The sequence below is a fragment of the Pseudomonas sp. JL27(2026) genome (assembly GCF_056933555.1).
In genome coordinates, this window is record NZ_CM167794.1 from 5,683,726 (window position 1) to 5,702,294 (window position 18,569).

16 protein-coding genes are annotated in these 18,569 nt (G+C 60.4%); 9 read left to right on the forward strand and 7 right to left on the reverse strand.

What is annotated here, in order from left to right; translation table 11 throughout:
• Positions 1-149: 149 nt before the first annotated feature.
• The gene (gene argE, locus AC1Z1G_RS26060; RefSeq protein ID WP_483623359.1) at positions 150-1,319 is read right to left on the reverse strand and encodes an acetylornithine deacetylase; all 1,170 of its coding nucleotides are present in this window, start codon (positions 1,317-1,319) and stop codon (positions 150-152) included.
• Between the two features lie 157 nt (positions 1,320-1,476).
• On the opposite strand from argE, the gene AC1Z1G_RS26065 reads away from it, so the two are divergent.
• Entirely contained in the window at positions 1,477-2,844 is a 1,368-nt protein-coding gene (locus AC1Z1G_RS26065; protein WP_483623361.1) for a CYTH domain-containing protein, read from the forward strand.
• 156 nt (positions 2,845-3,000) lie between these two features.
• Here the strand turns inward: AC1Z1G_RS26065 and AC1Z1G_RS26070 are convergent, their stop codons facing one another.
• Positions 3,001-3,471, reverse strand: a complete 471-nt coding sequence (locus tag AC1Z1G_RS26070) for an Lrp/AsnC family transcriptional regulator (RefSeq protein ID WP_483623362.1) — start codon at positions 3,469-3,471, stop codon at positions 3,001-3,003.
• 125 nt (positions 3,472-3,596) lie between these two features.
• Here AC1Z1G_RS26070 and AC1Z1G_RS26075 point away from each other — a divergent pair, with 125 nt between their 5' ends.
• Positions 3,597-3,935, forward strand: a complete 339-nt coding sequence (locus AC1Z1G_RS26075) for a hypothetical protein (protein ID WP_483623364.1) — start codon at positions 3,597-3,599, stop codon at positions 3,933-3,935.
• Between the two features lie 140 nt (positions 3,936-4,075).
• Positions 4,076-5,860, forward strand: a complete 1,785-nt coding sequence (tfpB, locus tag AC1Z1G_RS26080; RefSeq protein WP_483623366.1) for a type IV pilus assembly ATPase TfpB — start codon at positions 4,076-4,078, stop codon at positions 5,858-5,860.
• A 5-nt stretch (positions 5,861-5,865) separates the two neighbouring features.
• On the opposite strand, the gene AC1Z1G_RS26085 is transcribed toward tfpB, so the two are convergent.
• The gene (locus tag AC1Z1G_RS26085; protein WP_483623368.1) at positions 5,866-6,861 is read right to left on the reverse strand and encodes a hypothetical protein; all 996 of its coding nucleotides are present in this window, start codon (positions 6,859-6,861) and stop codon (positions 5,866-5,868) included.
• 135 nt (positions 6,862-6,996) lie between these two features.
• Here AC1Z1G_RS26085 and AC1Z1G_RS26090 point away from each other — a divergent pair, with 135 nt between their 5' ends.
• The 3 genes from AC1Z1G_RS26090 to AC1Z1G_RS26100 all read left to right on the forward strand — a co-directional run bounded on the left by AC1Z1G_RS26090 (position 6,997) and on the right by AC1Z1G_RS26100 (position 8,763).
• Positions 6,997-7,917, forward strand: coding sequence for an SPFH domain-containing protein (locus AC1Z1G_RS26090; RefSeq protein WP_347902611.1), 921 nt, complete (start codon positions 6,997-6,999; stop codon positions 7,915-7,917).
• A 9-nt stretch (positions 7,918-7,926) separates the two neighbouring features.
• Complete coding sequence (locus tag AC1Z1G_RS26095) at positions 7,927-8,376, forward strand: NfeD family protein (protein WP_483623370.1); 450 nt, start codon at positions 7,927-7,929, stop codon at positions 8,374-8,376.
• A 69-nt stretch (positions 8,377-8,445) separates the two neighbouring features.
• Positions 8,446-8,763, forward strand: a complete 318-nt coding sequence (locus tag AC1Z1G_RS26100) for a DUF2388 domain-containing protein (RefSeq protein WP_347902613.1) — start codon at positions 8,446-8,448, stop codon at positions 8,761-8,763.
• Positions 8,764-8,851: 88 nt separating this feature from the next.
• Here AC1Z1G_RS26100 and gcvP read toward each other — a convergent pair whose 3' ends face one another.
• On the reverse strand, positions 8,852-11,725 hold the full coding sequence (gene gcvP, locus AC1Z1G_RS26105) for an aminomethyl-transferring glycine dehydrogenase (RefSeq protein ID WP_483623371.1): 2,874 nt from the start codon (positions 11,723-11,725) through the stop codon (positions 8,852-8,854).
• 151 nt (positions 11,726-11,876) lie between these two features.
• Here gcvP and AC1Z1G_RS26110 point away from each other — a divergent pair, with 151 nt between their 5' ends.
• The 3 genes from AC1Z1G_RS26110 (at position 11,877) to AC1Z1G_RS26120 (ending at position 14,968) form a co-directional block, all read left to right on the forward strand.
• Positions 11,877-13,019: a DegT/DnrJ/EryC1/StrS family aminotransferase gene (locus AC1Z1G_RS26110; protein ID WP_483623373.1), complete on the forward strand. Its 1,143-nt coding sequence runs from the start codon at positions 11,877-11,879 to the stop codon at positions 13,017-13,019.
• A gap of 382 nt (positions 13,020-13,401) precedes the next feature.
• A complete protein-coding gene (locus AC1Z1G_RS26115; protein WP_483623374.1) occupies positions 13,402-14,088 on the forward strand; it encodes a hypothetical protein in 687 nt (228 codons plus the stop codon).
• A 184-nt stretch (positions 14,089-14,272) separates the two neighbouring features.
• Entirely contained in the window at positions 14,273-14,968 is a 696-nt protein-coding gene (locus AC1Z1G_RS26120) for a hypothetical protein (protein WP_483623376.1), read from the forward strand.
• A gap of 175 nt (positions 14,969-15,143) precedes the next feature.
• Here AC1Z1G_RS26120 and gcvH read toward each other — a convergent pair whose 3' ends face one another.
• The 3 genes from gcvH to AC1Z1G_RS26135 form a co-directional block, all read right to left on the reverse strand.
• Entirely contained in the window at positions 15,144-15,527 is a 384-nt protein-coding gene (gene gcvH / locus AC1Z1G_RS26125) for a glycine cleavage system protein GcvH (RefSeq protein ID WP_483623378.1), read from the reverse strand.
• A 52-nt stretch (positions 15,528-15,579) separates the two neighbouring features.
• The gene (gene gcvT / locus AC1Z1G_RS26130; protein WP_483623379.1) at positions 15,580-16,662 is read right to left on the reverse strand and encodes a glycine cleavage system aminomethyltransferase GcvT; all 1,083 of its coding nucleotides are present in this window, start codon (positions 16,660-16,662) and stop codon (positions 15,580-15,582) included.
• A gap of 155 nt (positions 16,663-16,817) precedes the next feature.
• Complete coding sequence (locus AC1Z1G_RS26135) at positions 16,818-18,434, reverse strand: ABC transporter permease (protein ID WP_483623381.1); 1,617 nt, start codon at positions 18,432-18,434, stop codon at positions 16,818-16,820.
• Between the last annotated feature and the right edge of the window lie 135 nt (positions 18,435-18,569).

Here is an 18,569-nt window from a genome sequence, read left to right on the forward strand (position 1 = left end):
GGGTTGGGACACTGGCAATTTATACGGTTAGTTAGCCAAAACACAGAACCTGTGGGAGCGGGCTTGCTCGCGAAGGCGGCGTATCAGTCACATTAGTATCAACTGACACTCCCAATTCGCGAGCACGCTCGCTCCCACATGGATTGCGCTTAATTAACTGACATTGGGGTTTGGGCCGGTGTCAGGCAGTAATGCTCAATCAATGAACGTAATAGATGCACGGTAGGCTGCAAACGTGACATTTCGAGGTATTCCCCCGGCTGGTGCGCGCAGGCGATGTCGCCAGGGCCCAGCACCAGTGTTTCGCAGCCAAGGCGCTGAAGATAAGGCGCTTCAGTGCCGAACGCTACTGCTTCGGCAAGGTGGCCGGTGAGCTTTTCAGCGACACGCACCAGTTCCGAGTCTTGCGGTTGCTCGAAGGGTGGTACTTCAGGGAACAGCGGCGCGTAATCAATCTTCACCTGATGGAGCTCGGCGACCGGCCCAAGCTTCTGCCGGATCGCGTCGCGCAGGGCGGCCGGGTCCATGCCCGGCAAGGGCCGCAGGTCGAATTCCAGCGAGCATTGACCGCAGATCCGGTTCGGGTTGTCACCCCCGTGGATGCAACCGAAGTTCAGGGTCGGTTGCGGCACGCTGAACTGCGGGTTGCGGAACTCGCGCTGCCATTGCAGGCGCAAACCGCGCAGTTCGCCCATGGCGTCGTGCATGGCTTCCAGGGCGCTGTGGCCCAGGCTTGGGTCCGACGAATGGCCGCTGCGCCCGAGGATGTCGATGCGTTCCATCATCACGCCCTTGTGCAGGCGAATCGGCTTGAGCCCTGTCGGCTCGCCGATCACCGCCGCGCGCCCCAAAGGCCTGCCGGCCGCGGCCAAGGCACGGGCGCCGGCCATGGAGCTTTCTTCATCGCAGGTGGCGAGGATCATCAGCGGTTGCTTGAACGGCTTGTCGAGCAGCGGCAGCACGGCTTCGATGGCCAGGGCGAAAAAGCCCTTCATGTCACAACTGCCCAGCCCGACCCAGCGGCCGTCGACTTCGGTCAGCTTCAGCGGATCGGTTTGCCACAGCGCGCCGTCGAACGGCACCGTGTCGCTGTGCCCGGCCAGCACCAGGCCACCGGGGCCGGAGCCGAAGCTGGCCAGCAAGTTGAATTTGCCGGGGCTGACCTGCTGGATCTCGCAGGCAAAGCCCAAGTCACCGAGCCAGGTCGCGAGCAGGTCAATGACCGCACGATTGGATTGGTCCAGGTTGGGTTGGGTGCAACTGACGGACGGTGCGGCAATCAGCGCAGCGAACTGGTCTTTCATGGACGGCAAAGGCATCGCTGACTCCCAACTCCCAAGATGAACCCCATCATAGAGCCATCCTGCGGCAGGAATAAACCGTCGCGGCACGTCAACGCGGCGAGTCCTGTACACTGCACGGCCTTGGCAGCCACACATTCCCCCGGCTGCGCTCCCGATCCTGGATTTTCCGGCCATGCAGAAAGAAACCGAAATCAAACTCCGCGTCAGCCGCGAAACCCTCGCTGCGCTGCGCGAGCATCCATTACTGAAAAAACGCAACAAAAGTGGCTGGGAACGCCGTGAGTTGATGAACCAGTACTTCGACACGCCAGAGCGTGACCTGGCCCGCGCCAAGGTTGCCCTGCGCCTGCGCCGCGATGGCGAAGAAGTGATTCAGACCCTCAAGACCCGTGGCCAGAGCGTCGCCGGTCTGTCCGAGCGTAACGAATACGACTGGAACCTGCCCAAAGCCAAGCTCGATGTGAAGAAACTCGACGGCGAATGCTGGCCCGAAGAGTTGGCCGAGCTGGACAAGAAAACCCTGAAGGCGATCTTCACCACCGATTTCGTCCGCGAACGCGCCGAAATCGCCTGGGGCCGTGGCAAGACCAAAGTGGTCATCGAAGCCGCACTGGACCTGGGCCACGTGGTAGTCGGCAAGCAGAAAGAAGAAATCTGCGAGCTGGAACTGGAACTGCGTGAAGGCGAACCTGCCGCACTGCTGGAGCTGGCCGCCGAACTGGCCGCGACCCTGGCGCTGATGCCGTGCGACATCAGCAAGGCCGAGCGTGGTTATCGCCTGTTCGACGCCAACAGCTATTCGCTGAGCCTGCCGGCGCCGGAACTGACGTTCGAACTGCCGCTGGACGATGCGTTCGCCGCACTGAGCTGGCACTTGCTGGGCAGCAGCCAGCGTCTGGCCGAGCAGTATCGCTTCAATGGCCACTGGCGCCTGTTGCTGGACTGGGTCGAAAGTCTCGCCGAACTGCGCGCCTTGATCGGCAGCCTGGGTCAGGCTGCGCCACGTCAGTCGACTCACGACTTGCGTGTCGCGCTGGACGCCTTGCTGGAAGACTGGCGCCCGCTGGTTCAGGCCGGCCAGGACGACGAAGACGTGCGTAAAGCCGCCCCCGAGCAGTTCCTCGAAGAGCTGGAAGACCCGCGCTGGGGCCAGTTCTCGCTGAGCGCCTCGCGCTGGTTGCTGGCCCGTACCTGGACAACCGATCGCAACACCCGCGGCAATCGCCAGGGCGCCGCGCAACTGGGCAACTGGTTGCCACGCCTGCTGGGCGAGGAAGCCACGTCCCTGCAATTGCAACGCTACCAGCAACAGCCCGAAGACCTGGCCGAGCAACTGCCGCGTATCGAGCGCATTCAGGCCTGGCTGCACCACGCCCGCAACGTGCTGGACATCCCGGAAGTGGATCGCCTGTACGGTGAACTGAACAAACTGGCGCAACTGGCCAACGAACCCATCACCGACGAAATCCTGGATGCGCGCAAGCAGCAGGCGATTGCGGTGTACCAGAACCGTGCCTGGAAAATGTTGTTGCGTATGTAACAACCCAATACCTGTGGCGAGGGAGCTTGCTCCCGCTGGGGCTCGAAGCGCCCCCAAAACCGACAATCGCGTTATGCCTGATTCACCGCGTTGCCGGGATAGGGAGTCCTTCAGACTCCAACGGGAGCAAGCTCCCTCGCCACAAGGTCACATGCTTTAGCGCAACACCGGCAAACTCGTCGTGGACTTGATTTCGGACAAGGCCACGATGGAGTTCACCTCCTGAATCCCCGGCACCATCGACAGCTTTTCAAAGAAGAAACGCTCATACGCTTCGATGTCCGCCGTGACAATGCGCAACAGAAAGTCCACCGCCCCCATCAGCACGTAACACTCCAGTACCTCCGGGAAACCGCGAATCGCCTCGGTGAATTCCGTGAAGTTCGAACGCCCGTGGGCGTTGAGTTTGATCTCGGCAAAAATCTGCGTGTTCAGGCCGATCTTCTTGCGATCGAGCAACGTCACCTGCCCGCGAATCACGCCCTCCTCTTTCATCCGCTGAATCCGCCGCCAGCATGGCGACTGTGACAAACCCACCTGCTCGGCAATCTGCGCACTGGAAAGGGAGGCGTCCTCTTGCAGCAGGGCCAGAATTCGTCGGTCGTAAGCGTCCAGCTCGTTGTGCATAAAAAAACCCTGAATATCTATATTTGAGAATCAATTGATTCGATTAACCGTCAATTCTCTCCATCTTAGATAAGAAATACCCCGCGTCGAATGTAAAAATTTCTCCACTGTTCTGGAGACCCATCATGCCCCCGCTCGAAGCCGTCAGCACCACCCCCACCCGCGCCGATGTATGGAACGTCAACAACGCCCATTGTCGCGTGCACTACCAATTGCAGGCCGAGGCGGAACCCGACCTGCTGTGCCGGGCGCTCAACCTGTTTGCCTTGCAGTTTCTGGTGCCCCAGTCCGTCAACGTCGTGCGTCAGGACGAGTGGCTGTCGATCGACATCGTCATGGACGGCCTGAGCTGGCACCGCGCCCAGGTGATCGCAGAAAAATTGCGCAACCTGATCAGCGTCTGCTCGGTGGAGCTGCAAGCGGCTGATGCTTCCAGGCTTCATGGGCAACAGGCGGCGGGCTGAGGCGCGGCGGTAAAAACTCGAAACGGCTTGTTCGCTCAATAGCCGAACGGTCTCCGGGGCCGGGACTATTCTTTGCAATCTGTGGTCAGAGGCGCACACCGCCAAACCGCATGGTGCAGGATCGTTCTCAAGGAGCCCGCATGTCCGTTCAACTCGTCACTCAGGACCGCTGGCTGGATCTCAATGATCTGCTGCGCGAACTGGTCGCCCAGGGCTTTATCAGCCAGGACTCGGCCGAACACGCGCTCAACGCTCGCCGCCGCCATACCCCCAACAGTCAGTTGCATCCGCTGGAATTCATCGCCGGCCAACACCTGGACGACCTCAGCCGCCCCGGCAAACGCCTGGACCTGGAAAGCCTGACCCTTTGGCTCTCGCAACAGGCCGGCCAGCCATATCTGCGCATCGACCCGCTGAAAATCAACGTCGCGCAAGTGATGCCGCTGATGTCCTACGCCTTTGCCCAACGCCACAAGATTCTCGCCGTCGCCATCGACCGCGACGCCGTGACCGTGGCCAGTGCGCAGCCTTATGTGCGGGGCTGGGAGGCCGACCTGACGCACGTGCTGCAGTTACCGATCAAGCGGGTGGTCGCCAACCCGGTGGACATCCAGCGCTTCAGCGTGGAGTTCTTTCGCCTGGCCAAATCGGTCAGCGGCGCGACCCATTCCGATCAGCAAATGAGCACCCTGGGCAACTTCGAACAGTTGCTCAACCTTGGCGCCAGCGATCAGGAGCCGGACGCCAACGACGCACACATCGTCAACATCGTCGACTGGCTGTTCCAGTACGCCTTCCAGCAGCGCGCCAGCGATATCCACATCGAGCCGCGTCGCGAACAGGGCACCGTGCGTTTTCGCATCGACGGCGTACTGCACAACGTCTATCAATTCCCGCCGCAGGTGACCATGGCCATCGTCAGCCGCCTTAAAAGCCTGGGGCGAATGAACGTCGCGGAGAAACGCAAACCCCAGGACGGCCGGGTCAAGACCAAGACCCCGGACGGGGGTGAAGTCGAGCTGCGGCTATCGACCCTGCCCACCGCGTTCGGCGAAAAACTGGTGATGCGGATCTTCGACCCGGAAGTGCTGCTCAAGGACTTCGACCAGTTGGGGTTCTCGGCCGAGGACCTGCGCCGCTGGCAGGACATGACCCGCCAGCCCAACGGCATCATTCTGGTCACCGGCCCCACCGGGTCGGGAAAAACCACCACGCTCTACACCACCCTGAAAAAACTCGCGACGCCAGAGGTCAACCTCTGCACCATCGAAGACCCGATTGAAATGGTCGAGCCGGCCTTCAACCAGATGCAAGTCCAGCACAACATCGACCTGACCTTTGCCAGCGGTGTGCGTGCCCTGATGCGTCAGGACCCGGACATCATCATGATCGGCGAGATCCGCGACCTCGAAACCGCCGAAATGGCCATTCAAGCGGCGCTCACCGGGCACCTGGTGCTCTCGACCCTGCACACCAACGACGCGCCCAGCGCCATCAGCCGCTTGCTGGAACTCGGCGTGCCGCATTACCTGATCAAAGCCACGGTGCTGGGCGTGATGGCGCAACGACTGGTACGAACCTTGTGCCCGCATTGCAAGGCGCCGCTGACCCTTGGCGAAGAAGACTGGCAAGCCTTGACCCGCCCCTGGCAAGCGCCGCTGCCAAGCAACGCCCAGCGCGCCATCGGTTGCCTGGAGTGCCGCGACACCGGTTACCGCGGGCGGGCCGGGGTGTATGAAATCATGCAGTTGAGCGATGCGATCAAGACGCTGATCACCCCCGATACCGACCTCACCGCCGTGCGCCGCCAGGCGTTCAAGGAAGGTATGCGCAGCCTGCGGCTGTCTGGCGCGCAGAAGGTCGGTGCCGGGCTGACTACCCTTGAGGAGGTGTTGCGGGTGACCCCGCAAAGCGAACAAAAATAGCGGCGTTACCAGTCGGGTACGCCCAGCTCGGCATTGGGCTTGATCCACAGGGTGCTGCCGTCGGCTCGGCGCTGCAGGATCGAACGCCCGGCCGCCAGCGTTTCACCCGTGCGCAGATTGCGCGCGACATAGTCGCTGTTCGGGCTGAACAACAAGGTGTGCACCACGTCCTGGCGCACACTCATGCCTCTGGGGTATTCCCAGTCGCCCAGTGTCATGGTGTCTGCCAACTGACCTTCCCAGCGCTGGCGCTGGCGTTGCTCATTGAGCCTGAGGGTCAGGGACACCAACCCGATGCCCTCGATGACCACCGGGGGATGGGCAGCGCCGAGGGTCTGCACGATGTATTCGTTAGCGTGGTGACTGACCAGGCTGTCGTCAGGCCAGGTCACGCCTTGCACGGTTGCCTGCATCGCCAGGGTGCAGGCGTCCAACGTCCAGCGCTCGGGTTGCAGGCGAACCTCGGCTGCCGCCTCCAGGGTTACCCAGCTCCCGCCCGCACAGGGCCAACCGTTGACAACCTGATCGCCGGCCAGTTGCAGACGGACGTAGTCACCGCGCTCAGGCAATTCAAGCGCGGTCACCTGCACCCCCATGACCGGCTGCGGCTCGGCAAACTCGGCGTACTTCAGGCTTTGCAGGCCGTGGACCTGCGGCTGATCGTAGATGTCGAGTGGTTTCCAGGTCGCGAGCTTCACCTGCGTCCCGGCGGGGAAGCGCAAGCCGCCCAATTGCAGGTCCTGTTCAAGGCGCGGGTTCAGCGCCCGCGCATCCAAAACCTCACGTGCCTCGGACCACAGCGTGCCGACCACCACGGTCGAAAAGACCAGCCCCAGCACCCCGAACGTACGCGGATGCCGCAGCAGGACCCGCCGCCAACGCTTCACGCAGCAAGCAATCAACAGCGCCGGCAAGCCGACAAAAGACACCAGCACCAGCTGCAGCAGCACGCCGGCCAGCAGCATTGCGATAAAACTCGGTCCGAAAATCAAGGCAGGCATCCATGCAGGTGGGGCGCACATGTTACCCGAGGCGTTGAGGGCAGCGTTTACACAACGAACGTTCGACCCCGAACCGCGCCGCTACACTCCTTGAACTGAAGCTTCTTTGACCAATGACTCAAACAGGGAATTGTCATGCAAATAGGCAGCGTACTTCTACTTTTTGTCGGCCTGGTCGTCGCCATTCTGTTCATGGGATTCAAGGTGGTGCCCCAGGGCTATCAGTGGACAGTGGAGCGTTTCGGGCGCTACACCAACACCCTCAAGCCGGGCCTGAACATCATCATTCCCGTGATGGACCGCATCGGCCGCAAGATCAACGTGATGGAAAACGTGCTGGATATTCCGCCCCAGGAAGTCATCACCGCCGACAATGCCACGGTACAGATCGACGCCGTGTGCTTCTTCCAGGTGGTCAACACCGCCCAAGCGGCTTACGAGGTGAACAACCTCGAACACGCTATCCGCAACCTGCTGCAAACCAATATCCGTACCGTGCTCGGCTCGATGGAGCTGGATGCCATGCTCAGCCAGCGCGACGCCATCAACGAAAAACTGCTGCGTACCGTCGATGAAGCCACCGCGCCGTGGGGCATCAAGATCACCCGGATCGAGATCAAGGACATCAGCCCACCCGCCGACCTGATGGCGGCCATGTCCGGGCAAATGAAAGCCGAGCGGATCAAACGTGCGCAGATCCTTGAGGCCGAAGGCCTGCGCGCCTCGGCGATTCTGACGGCCGAGGGCAAGAAGCAGGCGCAGATACTCGAAGCCGAAGGCAGCCGGCAGGCGGCGTTCCTTGAGTCCGAGGCCCGCGAGCGTCAGGCCGAAGCCGAAGCGCGAGCAACCAAAGTGGTGTCCGAGGCGATTGCCAGCGGCAACGTGCAGGCGGTGAACTACTTCGTCGCCCAGAAGTACATCGATGCCCTGGGCAAACTGGCCTCGGCCAACAACAGCAAGGTGATACTGATGCCACTTGAAGCCAGCCAGGTGATCGGCGCAGTCGGCGGCATCGGCGAAATCGTCAAGGCCACGTTCGACGGCAAGAAGTCCTGAGGGTCGGCCATGTGGGCATTTCTGCAACATTTGTCGTTCTGGGACTGGCTGGCGCTGGGCACCGTTTTACTGATTCTCGAGGTGTTCGGCGCTGGCGGTTATCTGCTGTGGATCGGCATGGCCGCGGCCGCGGTGGGCGTGCTGACGTTCCTGATCCCGAACCTGTCGTGGGCAGTGCAGTTCCTGCTGTTCGGGCTGCTGTCGATCACCACCGCGCTGTACTGGTGGCGACGCCAGCGCAGCGCGGTCCGCGACAGCGACCAGCCGAACCTCAACCTGCGCGGCCAGGAACTGGTCGGCAAGGTCTTCGTGGTGCATCAGGCGATCGTCAACGGACGCGGCAAGATCAAGGTTGCCGACGGCGTCTGGATGGCCAAGGGGCCGGACTCCCCGGTTGGCGCACGGGTGCGGGTGGTCGGCCAGGAGGGCGTGATCATCGTGGTCGAACACGCAGATTGAACGTCATGGAACTGGAACAGGTGATCTGCAATCAAACCCGTTAGATCACCTACATCGGAGTCACCCACCATGCGTTTCAAACTTGCTGTCGCCACACTGGCCCTGCTGTCTCTTCCTGTTGGTTCAGCCATGGCCGACAGCTTCTGGCGTAATGTCATTTCGTCAGGCGCAACCACCGCGTCCACCTACCTGACCTTCAAGGATCACAAGCTGATCGTCGCCGCCCAGGACGACGCCGGCAGCTTCGTTGCCAGTGATGGCAGTATTCGCGGCCCGTACCTGGAAGCCGCGATGCAAAAAGTCCGCGCTGACAACCCGGGCCTGAAAGCCACCGACATGGACCTGGCCAACGCCATCCTGGCCAAGAACGCCGTGGCCTCTGAATAAGCTTCATCGCTGAACAAAAATGCCGCTCTCATGAGCGGCATTTTTTTGCCTGCCCCGCTCCCGCATTGGCCAGGTGTTAACCGTTACTTCAGCGATAATCCTCCACCGGCACACAAGCGCAGAACAGATTACGGTCGCCATAAACGTTATCCACACGGTTCACCGTCGGCCAGTATTTGTGCGCCTTGGTATGGGCATCTGGCGTGATGGCTTGCTCGACGCTGTAGGGTCGATCCCACACGCCGATCACGTCCGCCAGCGTATGGGGTGCGCGTTTCAGCGGGTTGTCTTCGGCCGGCCAGTTGCCGTTCTGCACCTCGGTAATTTCCGCACGAATGCTCAGCATGGCGTTGATAAAGCGATCCAGTTCCAGCTTGGACTCGCTTTCCGTCGGCTCGACCATCAAGGTGCCCGGCACCGGAAACGACATGGTCGGCGCGTGAAAGCCGTAATCCATCAACCGCTTGGCGACGTCTTCTTCGCTGATCCCGGTCTGCGCCTTGAGCGGCCGCAGGTCGAGAATGCACTCATGCGCCACCCGCCCGTTACGCCCGCTGTAGAGCACCGGGAACGCACCCGACAAATGCCGGGCCAGGTAATTGGCCGACAGAATCGCCACTTCGCTGGCGTCCGCCAGTTGCGGGCCCATCATCGCGATGTACATCCAACTGATCGGCAAAATGCTCGCGCTGCCCCAGGGCGCCGCGCTGACCGCGCCGTTCTGCGGGTGGGGGCCGTCAATCGGTACCACCGGATGATTGGCGACGAACGGCGCCAGGTGCGCCCGCACGCCAATCGGCCCCATGCCCGGCCCGCCGCCGCCATGGGGAATGCAGAACGTCTTGTGCAGGTTCATGTGGGACACGTCCGCGCCAATGTCCGCCGGCCGTGCCAGCCCGACCTGGGCGTTGAGGTTGGCGCCGTCCATGTACACCTGACCGCCGTGGCTGTGGATAACTTCGCAGATTTCGCTGATGCCCTCTTCGTACACACCGTGGGTCGAGGGATAGGTGGCCATCAGGCAGGACAAGTGGTCACCCGCCTCCAGGGCCTTGGCCTTGAGGTCTTCAAGGTCGACGTTGCCGGCATCGTCGCAGTCGACGATCACCACCCGCATCCCGGCCATCTGCGCCGACGCCGGGTTGGTGCCGTGGGCCGAGGCCGGAATCAGGCAAATGTCCCGCGCCCCCTGCTGTCGGCTCTCATGGTATTTGCGAATCGCCAGCAACCCGGCGTATTCGCCCTGGGCACCGGAGTTGGGTTGCATGCAGATCGCGTCGAACCCGGTGATCGCACACAACCAGCTCTCCAGTTCACCGATCATCAGCGAGTAACCCACAGCCTGCTCTTTCGGTGCAAACGGGTGCAGGTTGGCGAACGCCGGCCAGGTGATCGGGATCATCTCGCTGGTGGCGTTGAGTTTCATGGTGCAGGAACCCAGCGGGATCATTGACTGATTGAGCGCCAGGTCCTTGTTTTCCAGTTGCTTGAGGTAGCGCAGCATCTCGGTTTCGCTGTGGTGCGCGTTGAACACCGGATGACGCAGGTACGGCGAAGTACGCAACAAGGCATCAGGAATACCGGATTCAAGCAGTTCAGCATCCAGATCGGCGACGTCAAGCCCATGATCGGCGCCCAGGAACACATCGAGCAGCGTGGCCACGGTGCGTTCATCACAGCTTTCGTCGAGGCTCACCCCGACTTGCCCGCGCCCAAGAATCCGCAGGTTGATTTGCGCAGCCTTGGCGCTCTCAAGAATCGCGGTCTGGCTGCCACCAACCTCCAGGGTCAAGGTGTCGAAAAACTGCCGGTTGAGTCGGGCAATGCCATGGCGCTCCAGTGCCGTGGCGAGGATGCAGGTCAGCCGATGCACACGCTGGGCAATACGCTTGAGGCCTTCGGGGCCGTGGTACACCGCATAAAAACTGGCGATGTTGGCCAGCAGGACCTGGGCGGTGCAGATGTTCGAGTTGGCCTTCTCGCGGCGGATATGTTGCTCGCGGGTTTGCAGGGCCATGCGCAGCGCAACGTTACCTCGTGCGTCTTTGGACACACCGATGATCCGCCCCGGAATCGCTCGTTTGTATTCATCGCGGCTGGCGAAAAATGCCGCATGGGGGCCGCCGTAGCCCATGGGCACACCAAAGCGCTGGGATGAACCGAACACCACGTCGGCGCCCAACTCACCGGGGGGCGTGAGCAGCAACAGGCTCAGCAGGTCCGCCGCCACGCAGGCCAGCGCATGCTGGGCGTGCAGGTGATCGATCAACGGTCGCAGGTCACGGATCTCGCCGTGGGTGTCGGGGTACTGCAACAACGCGCCGAACACAGTGTGCTGTTTCAAGTTATCCACAGTGTCGACGATCAGCTCGAAACCGAAGCCTTCGGCGCGGGTGCGCACCACCGAAATGGTCTGCGGGTGGCAATGCTCGTCAACGAAGAACAGATTGCTTTTGGATTTGGCCACGCGCCGGGCCAGCGCCATGGCTTCGGCCGCCGCCGTGGCTTCATCGAGCAAGGAAGCGTTGGCCAGTTCAAGACCGGTCAAGTCGATGGTCAGTTGCTGGAAGTTGAGCAAGGCTTCGAGCCGACCCTGGGCAATTTCCGGTTGATAAGGCGTGTAGGCGGTGTACCAACCGGGATTTTCCAGCACGTTGCGCACAATCACGGCCGGCGTCAGGGTCCCGTGGTAACCCATGCCGATCAGGCTGGTCCAGACCTGGTTCTGTTCGGCGTAACCTCGCAGCTTGGCCAGCGCGGCTTCCTCATCAAGGGCCGGGGGCAGGTCCAGCGCACGGTTGAGGCGAATGCCCGGCGGCACCGTTTGCTCGATCAGTTCGACTCGGCTGCCGAGCCCGAGGCTGTCGAGCATGGCTTGTTGTTCGGCGGCATCGGGGCCCAGGTGCCGACGAAGGAAGGCATTGGGGTCTCGCAACTGGCTCAACGACGGCAACTGGGACATGACGGGCTCTCTCTTGAATGGCGCTCAGCGTCTGTTCAACTCGGTTCAGGCAGCATAGCTCCCCTGCGCGCACGGTATGGCGTCTTCGACCAATCGGAGCCATTCTGTGTGGCGCGTCACCAACGTCCGCCAATCGGGTGCACTGATCGTTATGAGCCAACTGCCTTTTCTACCGTTTTCCAAACCCGTCATCGATGAAGCCACCATTGCCGCTGTCGGCGATGTGCTGCGCTCCGGCTGGATCACCAGCGGGCCGAAGGTCCAGGCCTTCGAAGCCCAACTCTCGGAGTTCTTTGGCGGCCGCCCGGTGCGAACCTTCAACTCCGGCACCTGCACCATGGAGATTGCCTTGCGCATCGCCGGCGTCGGGCCGGGCGACGAAGTCATCACCACACCGATTTCCTGGGTGGCCACGGCCAACGTGATTCTTGAAGTCGGCGCCACCCCGGTGTTTGCCGACATCGACCCGATCACCCGCAACATCGACCTGGCCCAACTGGAAGCGGCCATTACCCCGCGCACCAAAGCCATCATCCCGGTGTTTCTCGCCGGGTTGCCGGTGGACATGAGCCGCTTGTACGCCCTGGCGAAGAAACACGGTTTGAGGATCGTCGAAGATGCCGCCCAGGCATTGGGTTCAAGCTGGAACGGTCAGCGCATCGGCGCTACTGGCGACTTCGTGTCGTTCAGTTTCCAGGCCAACAAGAACGTCACCTCCTCGGAGGGCGGTTGCCTGGTGCTCAACAACGCTGAAGAAGTGCGACTGGCCGAGAAGTACCGCCTGCAAGGCGTCACCCGCAGCGGTTTCGACGGGCTGGACGTGGATGTACTGGGTGGCAAGTTCAACATGACGGACGTGGCGGCTGCCATCGGCCTCGGCCAGTTCGCCCACATCGACGCCATCACCGCGCATCGCCGGGATCTGGCCAAACACTACTTCGCCTGTTTCGGCAGCGACTTCGAAGCCACTTACGGCGCACAACTGCCGCCCGCGGACTTCACCCAGAGCAACTGGCACTTGTTTCAATTGGTGTTGCCGGAGCGCACGGACGGCAAACCGGCCCGTGCCACGTTCATGGAACAGATGCAGGAACGGGGCATCGGCATCGGTTACCACTACCCGCCGATCCACCTGCTGAGCCTTTACCGCGAACGCGGTTTCAAGGAAGGCCTGTTCCCGGTGGCCGAACGGGTCGGCCGCTTGATCGTGTCGTTGCCGATGTTCACCAGCATGAGCAAAAGCGACGTCGAGCGCTCGGTGGCGGCGGTGAAGGCAGTATTGCAAGACGCCTGACGGTTACTGCCCCGTAACCGGAAAGCATCCCTGGCACACAAAACGCCCAATGCACTGCATTGGGCGTTTTTACTTAAGCGATAAGTACAACTGCTAATTGCTCTATATCAACAGATCGGAAGTGAGCGCCGAACGCCAGATAAACTCAACTTTCACTCTTCCATTCCGGCAGCACAAGCAAGCGGGTGATTAATCAACTATTAATGAAATGCCCGGCTGCTTTTGTGAAAAAGCTATCGCCATTCGCAAGCACGCATCATAGCCAATGGGTCTATGCGTAAAAAAACCGCATGCTATGTTTTCAGAGGGTTATTGAGCGACCCAAAAACCGCACACATGACCTACACAACTTTCGCTTGCCGATTCGAAATGGAGTTCAAAAATGAGCACTCAACAAATTGTTGTTTTCATCGAAGAAGAACAACTGATCGCACAAAAAAATAACAACTACAGTCTCTACCTGGCAAAAAAAGTAAACAACGACTTCACCGTCGTATGGCAATCAAAGGGTCCTATTGCCACTGTCAACAACCCTAGTTATGGCTACAGAAACATATTCGACATTACTACGCCTTCTTTCATGGTCAATTACACCACCGACCCGGTCACCTCCGGTGCAGTCACCTTTACATCCGGTGGCAAAAGCCAGGGCATCAGCACTGGCCAAACGACCATACTGGACCAGAACGGTATATTTTCCCCCGCGAAAAATGATGGCGCCTCTGGAGACGTTGTCATCAAAAACGAGTTACAAGGGAACCCACGCGCCATCTTGCAAGATGCTAAAGGCAATAACCTCTGGGTGAACCGTCAGAGCGGCATGAATATTGGTACTGCCACACTCACTCCCATCAGCCAATACCAACTGTGGTTCGGGAATATCCAGGTCACTGGCTCGCTCATCGCCACCAACTTGTCTAACCCTACCGTCGTCACCATGGTCGATGGCGATGTCAAGACCATTACCTACAACAACAGTGGGGTATGGGTCACTGGCGAACCCGCCAAACGCCTGTCGGAATCTGAAGTCGCCGCGCTTCACGCCAGGGTGCTCAAGGCCGCCGCATAAGCAGGGCCTGCTGCACGGGGCGTGATCACCACTGAAAACCTCACGCTCCACAAGCCGACAAAACCCTGCAAATCTCTGGTCTGCAGGGTTTTATCCCGATGGTGTTGACGCCGTAATCGAGCTGTACCAGGCGGACTCACAATCGAGACATGAAACCGCTTGTTTGAGTAACGGGGTATCTACCATGAGCAACCAGCAAATTGTCGTTTATATTGAAGAACTCCAATTAGTTGCACAAAAAACCAACAATTACAGCCTCTACCTGGCCAAGAAGGTCAATGGCAGCTTTACCGCAATCTGGTTAGCCAAAGGTCCTGTGTCCGTCCCTGGACAATCCAGTTACCAATATAAAAATATCTTTGATATTTCGACTGTTTCGTTTATGGTCAACTTCGCAAGCATTCCGATAAAAGAAGGTGATATTACCTTCACTTCCGGCGGCAAAAACCTGGCGATCCAGACAGGGCAAACAACGACATTGAATCAATACGGTGTTTTTTCACCCCCCAAGAACAATGGAACCCCAGGAGAGATTACTATTGACAACCAACTGAACGCCGACATTCATGAAATATTGCTGGACTCGACAGGCCAGTATATCTGGGCAAACTGTACAGAGCCCATGAGTATTGGCACCTCCACCATGATACCCAGAAACCAGTTCCAGTTATGGTTCGGCAGTTTTCAGGGGCTAGGCTCGTTGATCCGGGGAAATGTATCAAACCCAATCATCGTCAACGTAAATGATGACGAAACCAAGACCATTACTTATAACAACAGCGGGAACTGGGTCGCAGGTGAACCAGCCATACGTTTGAGCGATATAGAAATAGCCGAACTTAACGCCAGGGTAAAGAGAACCGTAATGCGCGCTGCATAATAAGTACGCAACCGCGTGAAGGATTTCTAAACAGTGCTTCAAAGTGCTATCGATGATTATTGAAACACCGTTTATCCCAGAGGGAAAAACGGTGTTTCGGGGTGTTCGCCGCAACCAGAAAAAGGAAGCTATGCGGCCAACGGCTTGATCGAGTCTGTGTCGACCCTGCCAGGCATCACTCGCCGATAGCGGCCTTGTAGCCTGCAGCGTCGAGCAGCTTCTCAAGGTCGGCGGTGTTCGATGGCTTCAGCTTGAAGATCCACGCGCCATACGGGTCGGTGTTGAGCAGTTCCGGGGAGCCGCTCAGCTCTTCGTTGACGGCAATCACTTCACCGGCCACGGGCGAGTAGATATCGGAGGCGGCCTTGACCGACTCGACCACACCCGCCTGAGAGCCTGCTTCGAACACGTTGCCAACTTCGGTCAATTCCACAAAAACCACGTCACCCAGGGCTTCCTGAGCGTGGTCGCTGATCCCTACTGTCACGGTGCCGTCAGCTTCCAGACGGGCCCATTCATGACTTTCGGCAAAACGCAGGTCGGCAGGGATATCGCTCATGTTCTGTGTCCTCAAGAAGAAATGTCAGCGGTCATTGGCCCGCCAGAAAAAGTTAGATCAAGGTTTTGCCATGACGCACGAACGTCGGTTTGACCACCCGCACCGGGTACCATTTACCGCGAATTTCCACTTCTGCCCGGTCGGCGGTCGCCATCGGCACCCGCGCCAGGGCGATCGATTTGCTAAGCGTAGGAGAGAAACTACCACTGGTGATCTCCCCTTCGCCAACATCCGCGATGCGAACCACCTGATGGGCACGTAAAACCCCGCGTTCTTCGAGCACCAGGCCGACCAGTTTATGTTTCACGCCACCGGCCCGCTCGGCCTCCAGCGCCGCCCGGCCGATGAACTGGCGCGTGGCCGGTTCCCAGGCAATGCTCCACGCCATGTTGGACGCCAGCGGTGAAACATCCTGATGGATGTCCTGGCCGTAGAGGTTCATCCCGGCTTCCAGGCGCAAGGTATCGCGAGCACCGAGGCCAATCGGCGAGATCCCGGCACCCACCAGGTCGTTGAAAAACCCGGGCGCCTGATCGGCCGGCAGGGCGATTTCCAGACCGTCTTCGCCGGTGTAACCGGTGCGCGCGATGAACCAGTCGCCGTCGCTATGGCCTTCGAAAGGTTTGAGGTGCTGGATCAGCGTGCCGCGAGACTGGCTCACCAGTTCGGCAATCTTGTGCCGGGCATGCGGGCCCTGGATCGCCAGCATCGCCAGTTCGCTGCGCTCGTGCAGGTGCACCTGATAGTTGCCAACCTGAGCCTGCATCCAGGCCATGTCCTGATCACGGGTGGCGGCGTTCACCACCAGTCGGTAGGCGTCCGCGAGACGGTAGACGATCATGTCGTCGACCACCCCACCCCGCTCGTTGAGCATGGTGCTGTACAAGGCACGGCCGGGGCTGTGCAGGCGTTCGACATCATTGGCCAGCAAATGCTGAAGCCAGGCCTTGGCCTGGGGCCCGCTGACGTCGATCACGGTCATGTGGGATACATCGAAAACCCCGCAATCGCGGCGCACCTGATGGTGTTCCTCGACCTGCGAGCCGTAATGCAGTGGCATATCCCAACCGCCAAAATCGACCATCTTCGCGCCGAGTGCGAGATGAAGGTCATACAGAGGCGTGCGCTGTCCCATGGGTTTCTCCTTCCGGGCGTGGCGAAGGTACGGACAGGCACTGCACCGCCGAAAGCCTTGAAATAGAAGGCTCTCAGCCGATTTCAGTTACCTGGTCTGAAAGACGAACCGCACCGAATGCCGCGCATTGTAGCCGCAAGGTGTAGGACTGGCACCTAACCTCTTTGCCGGGCCGACCGCCTGATCAACCCGATGACCGGCAACAGGCCAACCAGCACGAGCGTCAGCGCCGGCAACGAGGCCCGCGCCCACTCGCCTTCGCTGGTCATCTCGAAGATCCGCACGGCCAGTGTGTCCCAGCCAAACGGGCGCATCAGCAGGGTTGCAGGCATTTCCTTGAGCACGTCGACGAACACCAGCAACCCGGCGCTCAAGGTCCCAGGCAGCAGCAACGGCAGATACACTTTGAAAAACAGTCGCGGCCCACTGACACCCAGACTGCGTGCTGCTTCGGGCAATGAAGGCCGAATCCGCGCCAGACTGCTTTCCAACGGGCCGTAGGCCACCGCGATAAAACGCACCAGGTACGCCAGCAACAAGGCCGACAGGCTGCCCAGCAGCAGCGGTTTGCCTGCACCGCCAAGCCAGCCCGACAGCGGAATCACCAGTTCGCGGTCCAGGTAACTGAACGCGAGCATGATCGACACCGCCAGCACCGAACCGGGCAAGGCGTAGCCGATATTGGCCAGGCTGACCCCGGAACGAATGACCCGGGTCGGCGCCAGTCGGCGGGCAAACGCCAGCAACAGTGCCACGCTGACCGTGATCAGCGCCGCCATGCCGCCCAGGTACAAGGTGTGCACGATCAGCCCGGTGTAACGTTCATCAAGGTCGAAACGCCCGCGCTGCCAGAACCACGCCACCAGTTGCAGCATCGGAATCACGAAGGCGCAGGCAAACACCAGCCCACACCAACTCGTAGCGGCCAACGCCTTGAACCCGCGCAGGTGATACAACGCCTTGCCCCGCGGACGCTCGTTACTCGCCCGACTGGCGCCTCGGGCGCGCCGTTCGCCGTAGAGCAACAGCATCACCACCAGCAACAACAGGCTGGCCAGTTGCGCCGCGCTCGACAGGCTGAAGAAGCCGTACCAGGTCTTGTAGATGGCGGTGGTGAACGTGTCGAAGTTGAACACCGACACCGCGCCGAAATCCGCCAGCGTCTCCATCAACGCCAACGCCACGCCGGCTCCGATGGCGGGCCGGGCCATGGGCAGCGCCACGCGCCAGAATGCTTGCCAGGGCGATTGCCCAAGGACCCGCGCCGCTTCCATCAGGCCTTTGCCCTGCGCCAGAAATGCGGTGCGCGCCAGCAGGTAGACGTAGGGGTAGAACACCAGCACCAGCACCAGAATCACCCCGGCGGTAGAGCGCACACGGGGCAATCGCAGGCCCGTGCCGAACCAATCGCGCAACAGGGTCTGAACGGGGCCGGCGAAATCCAGCAGACCGACAAAGACAAAGGCCAGCACGTAGGCCGGGATCGCAAACGGCAGCATCAGCGCCCAGTCCAGCCAGCGCCTTCCGGGGAATTCGCAGAGGCTGGTCAGCCACGCCAGGCTGACGCCCAGCAATGTGACGCCGACACCGACGCCGAGGATCAGCGTCAGGGTGTTGCCCAGCAAGCGCGGCATCTGGGTGTCCCACAGGTGCGACCAAATCTGCACGTCGATGGTCTGCCACGACAGCAGCAGCACACTCAGCGGCAGCAACACCAGGGCGGCGACGGCGAAAACCAGGGGATACCAGCGGCGTTGGGCGGGATGGGCCACTTTGGGGTCTCTGAGACGATGGGTGTGGGTTTGGACTGCGGTGTTTCAAGTCAGGATCGCCCCCCCTCACCCTAACCCTCTCCCCAGAGGGGCGAGGGGACTGACCGCGGCGCTTGGTTGAAATGCTGCGACCTG

Coding starts and splice junctions, on each gene's coding strand:
- AC1Z1G_RS26095 (WP_483623370.1), top strand. CDS start 7,927: ATGTGGGCATTTCTGCAACATTTGTCGTTCTGGGACTGGCTGGCGCTG.
- gcvH (WP_483623378.1), bottom strand. CDS start 15,527: ATGAGCGATATCCCTGCCGACCTGCGTTTTGCCGAAAGTCATGAATGG.
- AC1Z1G_RS26075 (WP_483623364.1), top strand. CDS start 3,597: ATGCCCCCGCTCGAAGCCGTCAGCACCACCCCCACCCGCGCCGATGTA.
- gcvT (WP_483623379.1), bottom strand. CDS start 16,662: ATGGGACAGCGCACGCCTCTGTATGACCTTCATCTCGCACTCGGCGCG.
- gcvP (WP_483623371.1), bottom strand. CDS start 11,725: ATGTCCCAGTTGCCGTCGTTGAGCCAGTTGCGAGACCCCAATGCCTTC.
- tfpB (WP_483623366.1), top strand. CDS start 4,076: ATGTCCGTTCAACTCGTCACTCAGGACCGCTGGCTGGATCTCAATGAT.
- AC1Z1G_RS26100 (WP_347902613.1), top strand. CDS start 8,446: ATGCGTTTCAAACTTGCTGTCGCCACACTGGCCCTGCTGTCTCTTCCT.
- argE (WP_483623359.1), bottom strand. CDS start 1,319: ATGCCTTTGCCGTCCATGAAAGACCAGTTCGCTGCGCTGATTGCCGCA.
- AC1Z1G_RS26090 (WP_347902611.1), top strand. CDS start 6,997: ATGCAAATAGGCAGCGTACTTCTACTTTTTGTCGGCCTGGTCGTCGCC.
- AC1Z1G_RS26115 (WP_483623374.1), top strand. CDS start 13,402: ATGAGCACTCAACAAATTGTTGTTTTCATCGAAGAAGAACAACTGATC.
- AC1Z1G_RS26110 (WP_483623373.1), top strand. CDS start 11,877: ATGAGCCAACTGCCTTTTCTACCGTTTTCCAAACCCGTCATCGATGAA.
- AC1Z1G_RS26065 (WP_483623361.1), top strand. CDS start 1,477: ATGCAGAAAGAAACCGAAATCAAACTCCGCGTCAGCCGCGAAACCCTC.
- AC1Z1G_RS26120 (WP_483623376.1), top strand. CDS start 14,273: ATGAGCAACCAGCAAATTGTCGTTTATATTGAAGAACTCCAATTAGTT.
- AC1Z1G_RS26070 (WP_483623362.1), bottom strand. CDS start 3,471: ATGCACAACGAGCTGGACGCTTACGACCGACGAATTCTGGCCCTGCTG.
- AC1Z1G_RS26085 (WP_483623368.1), bottom strand. CDS start 6,861: ATGCCTGCCTTGATTTTCGGACCGAGTTTTATCGCAATGCTGCTGGCC.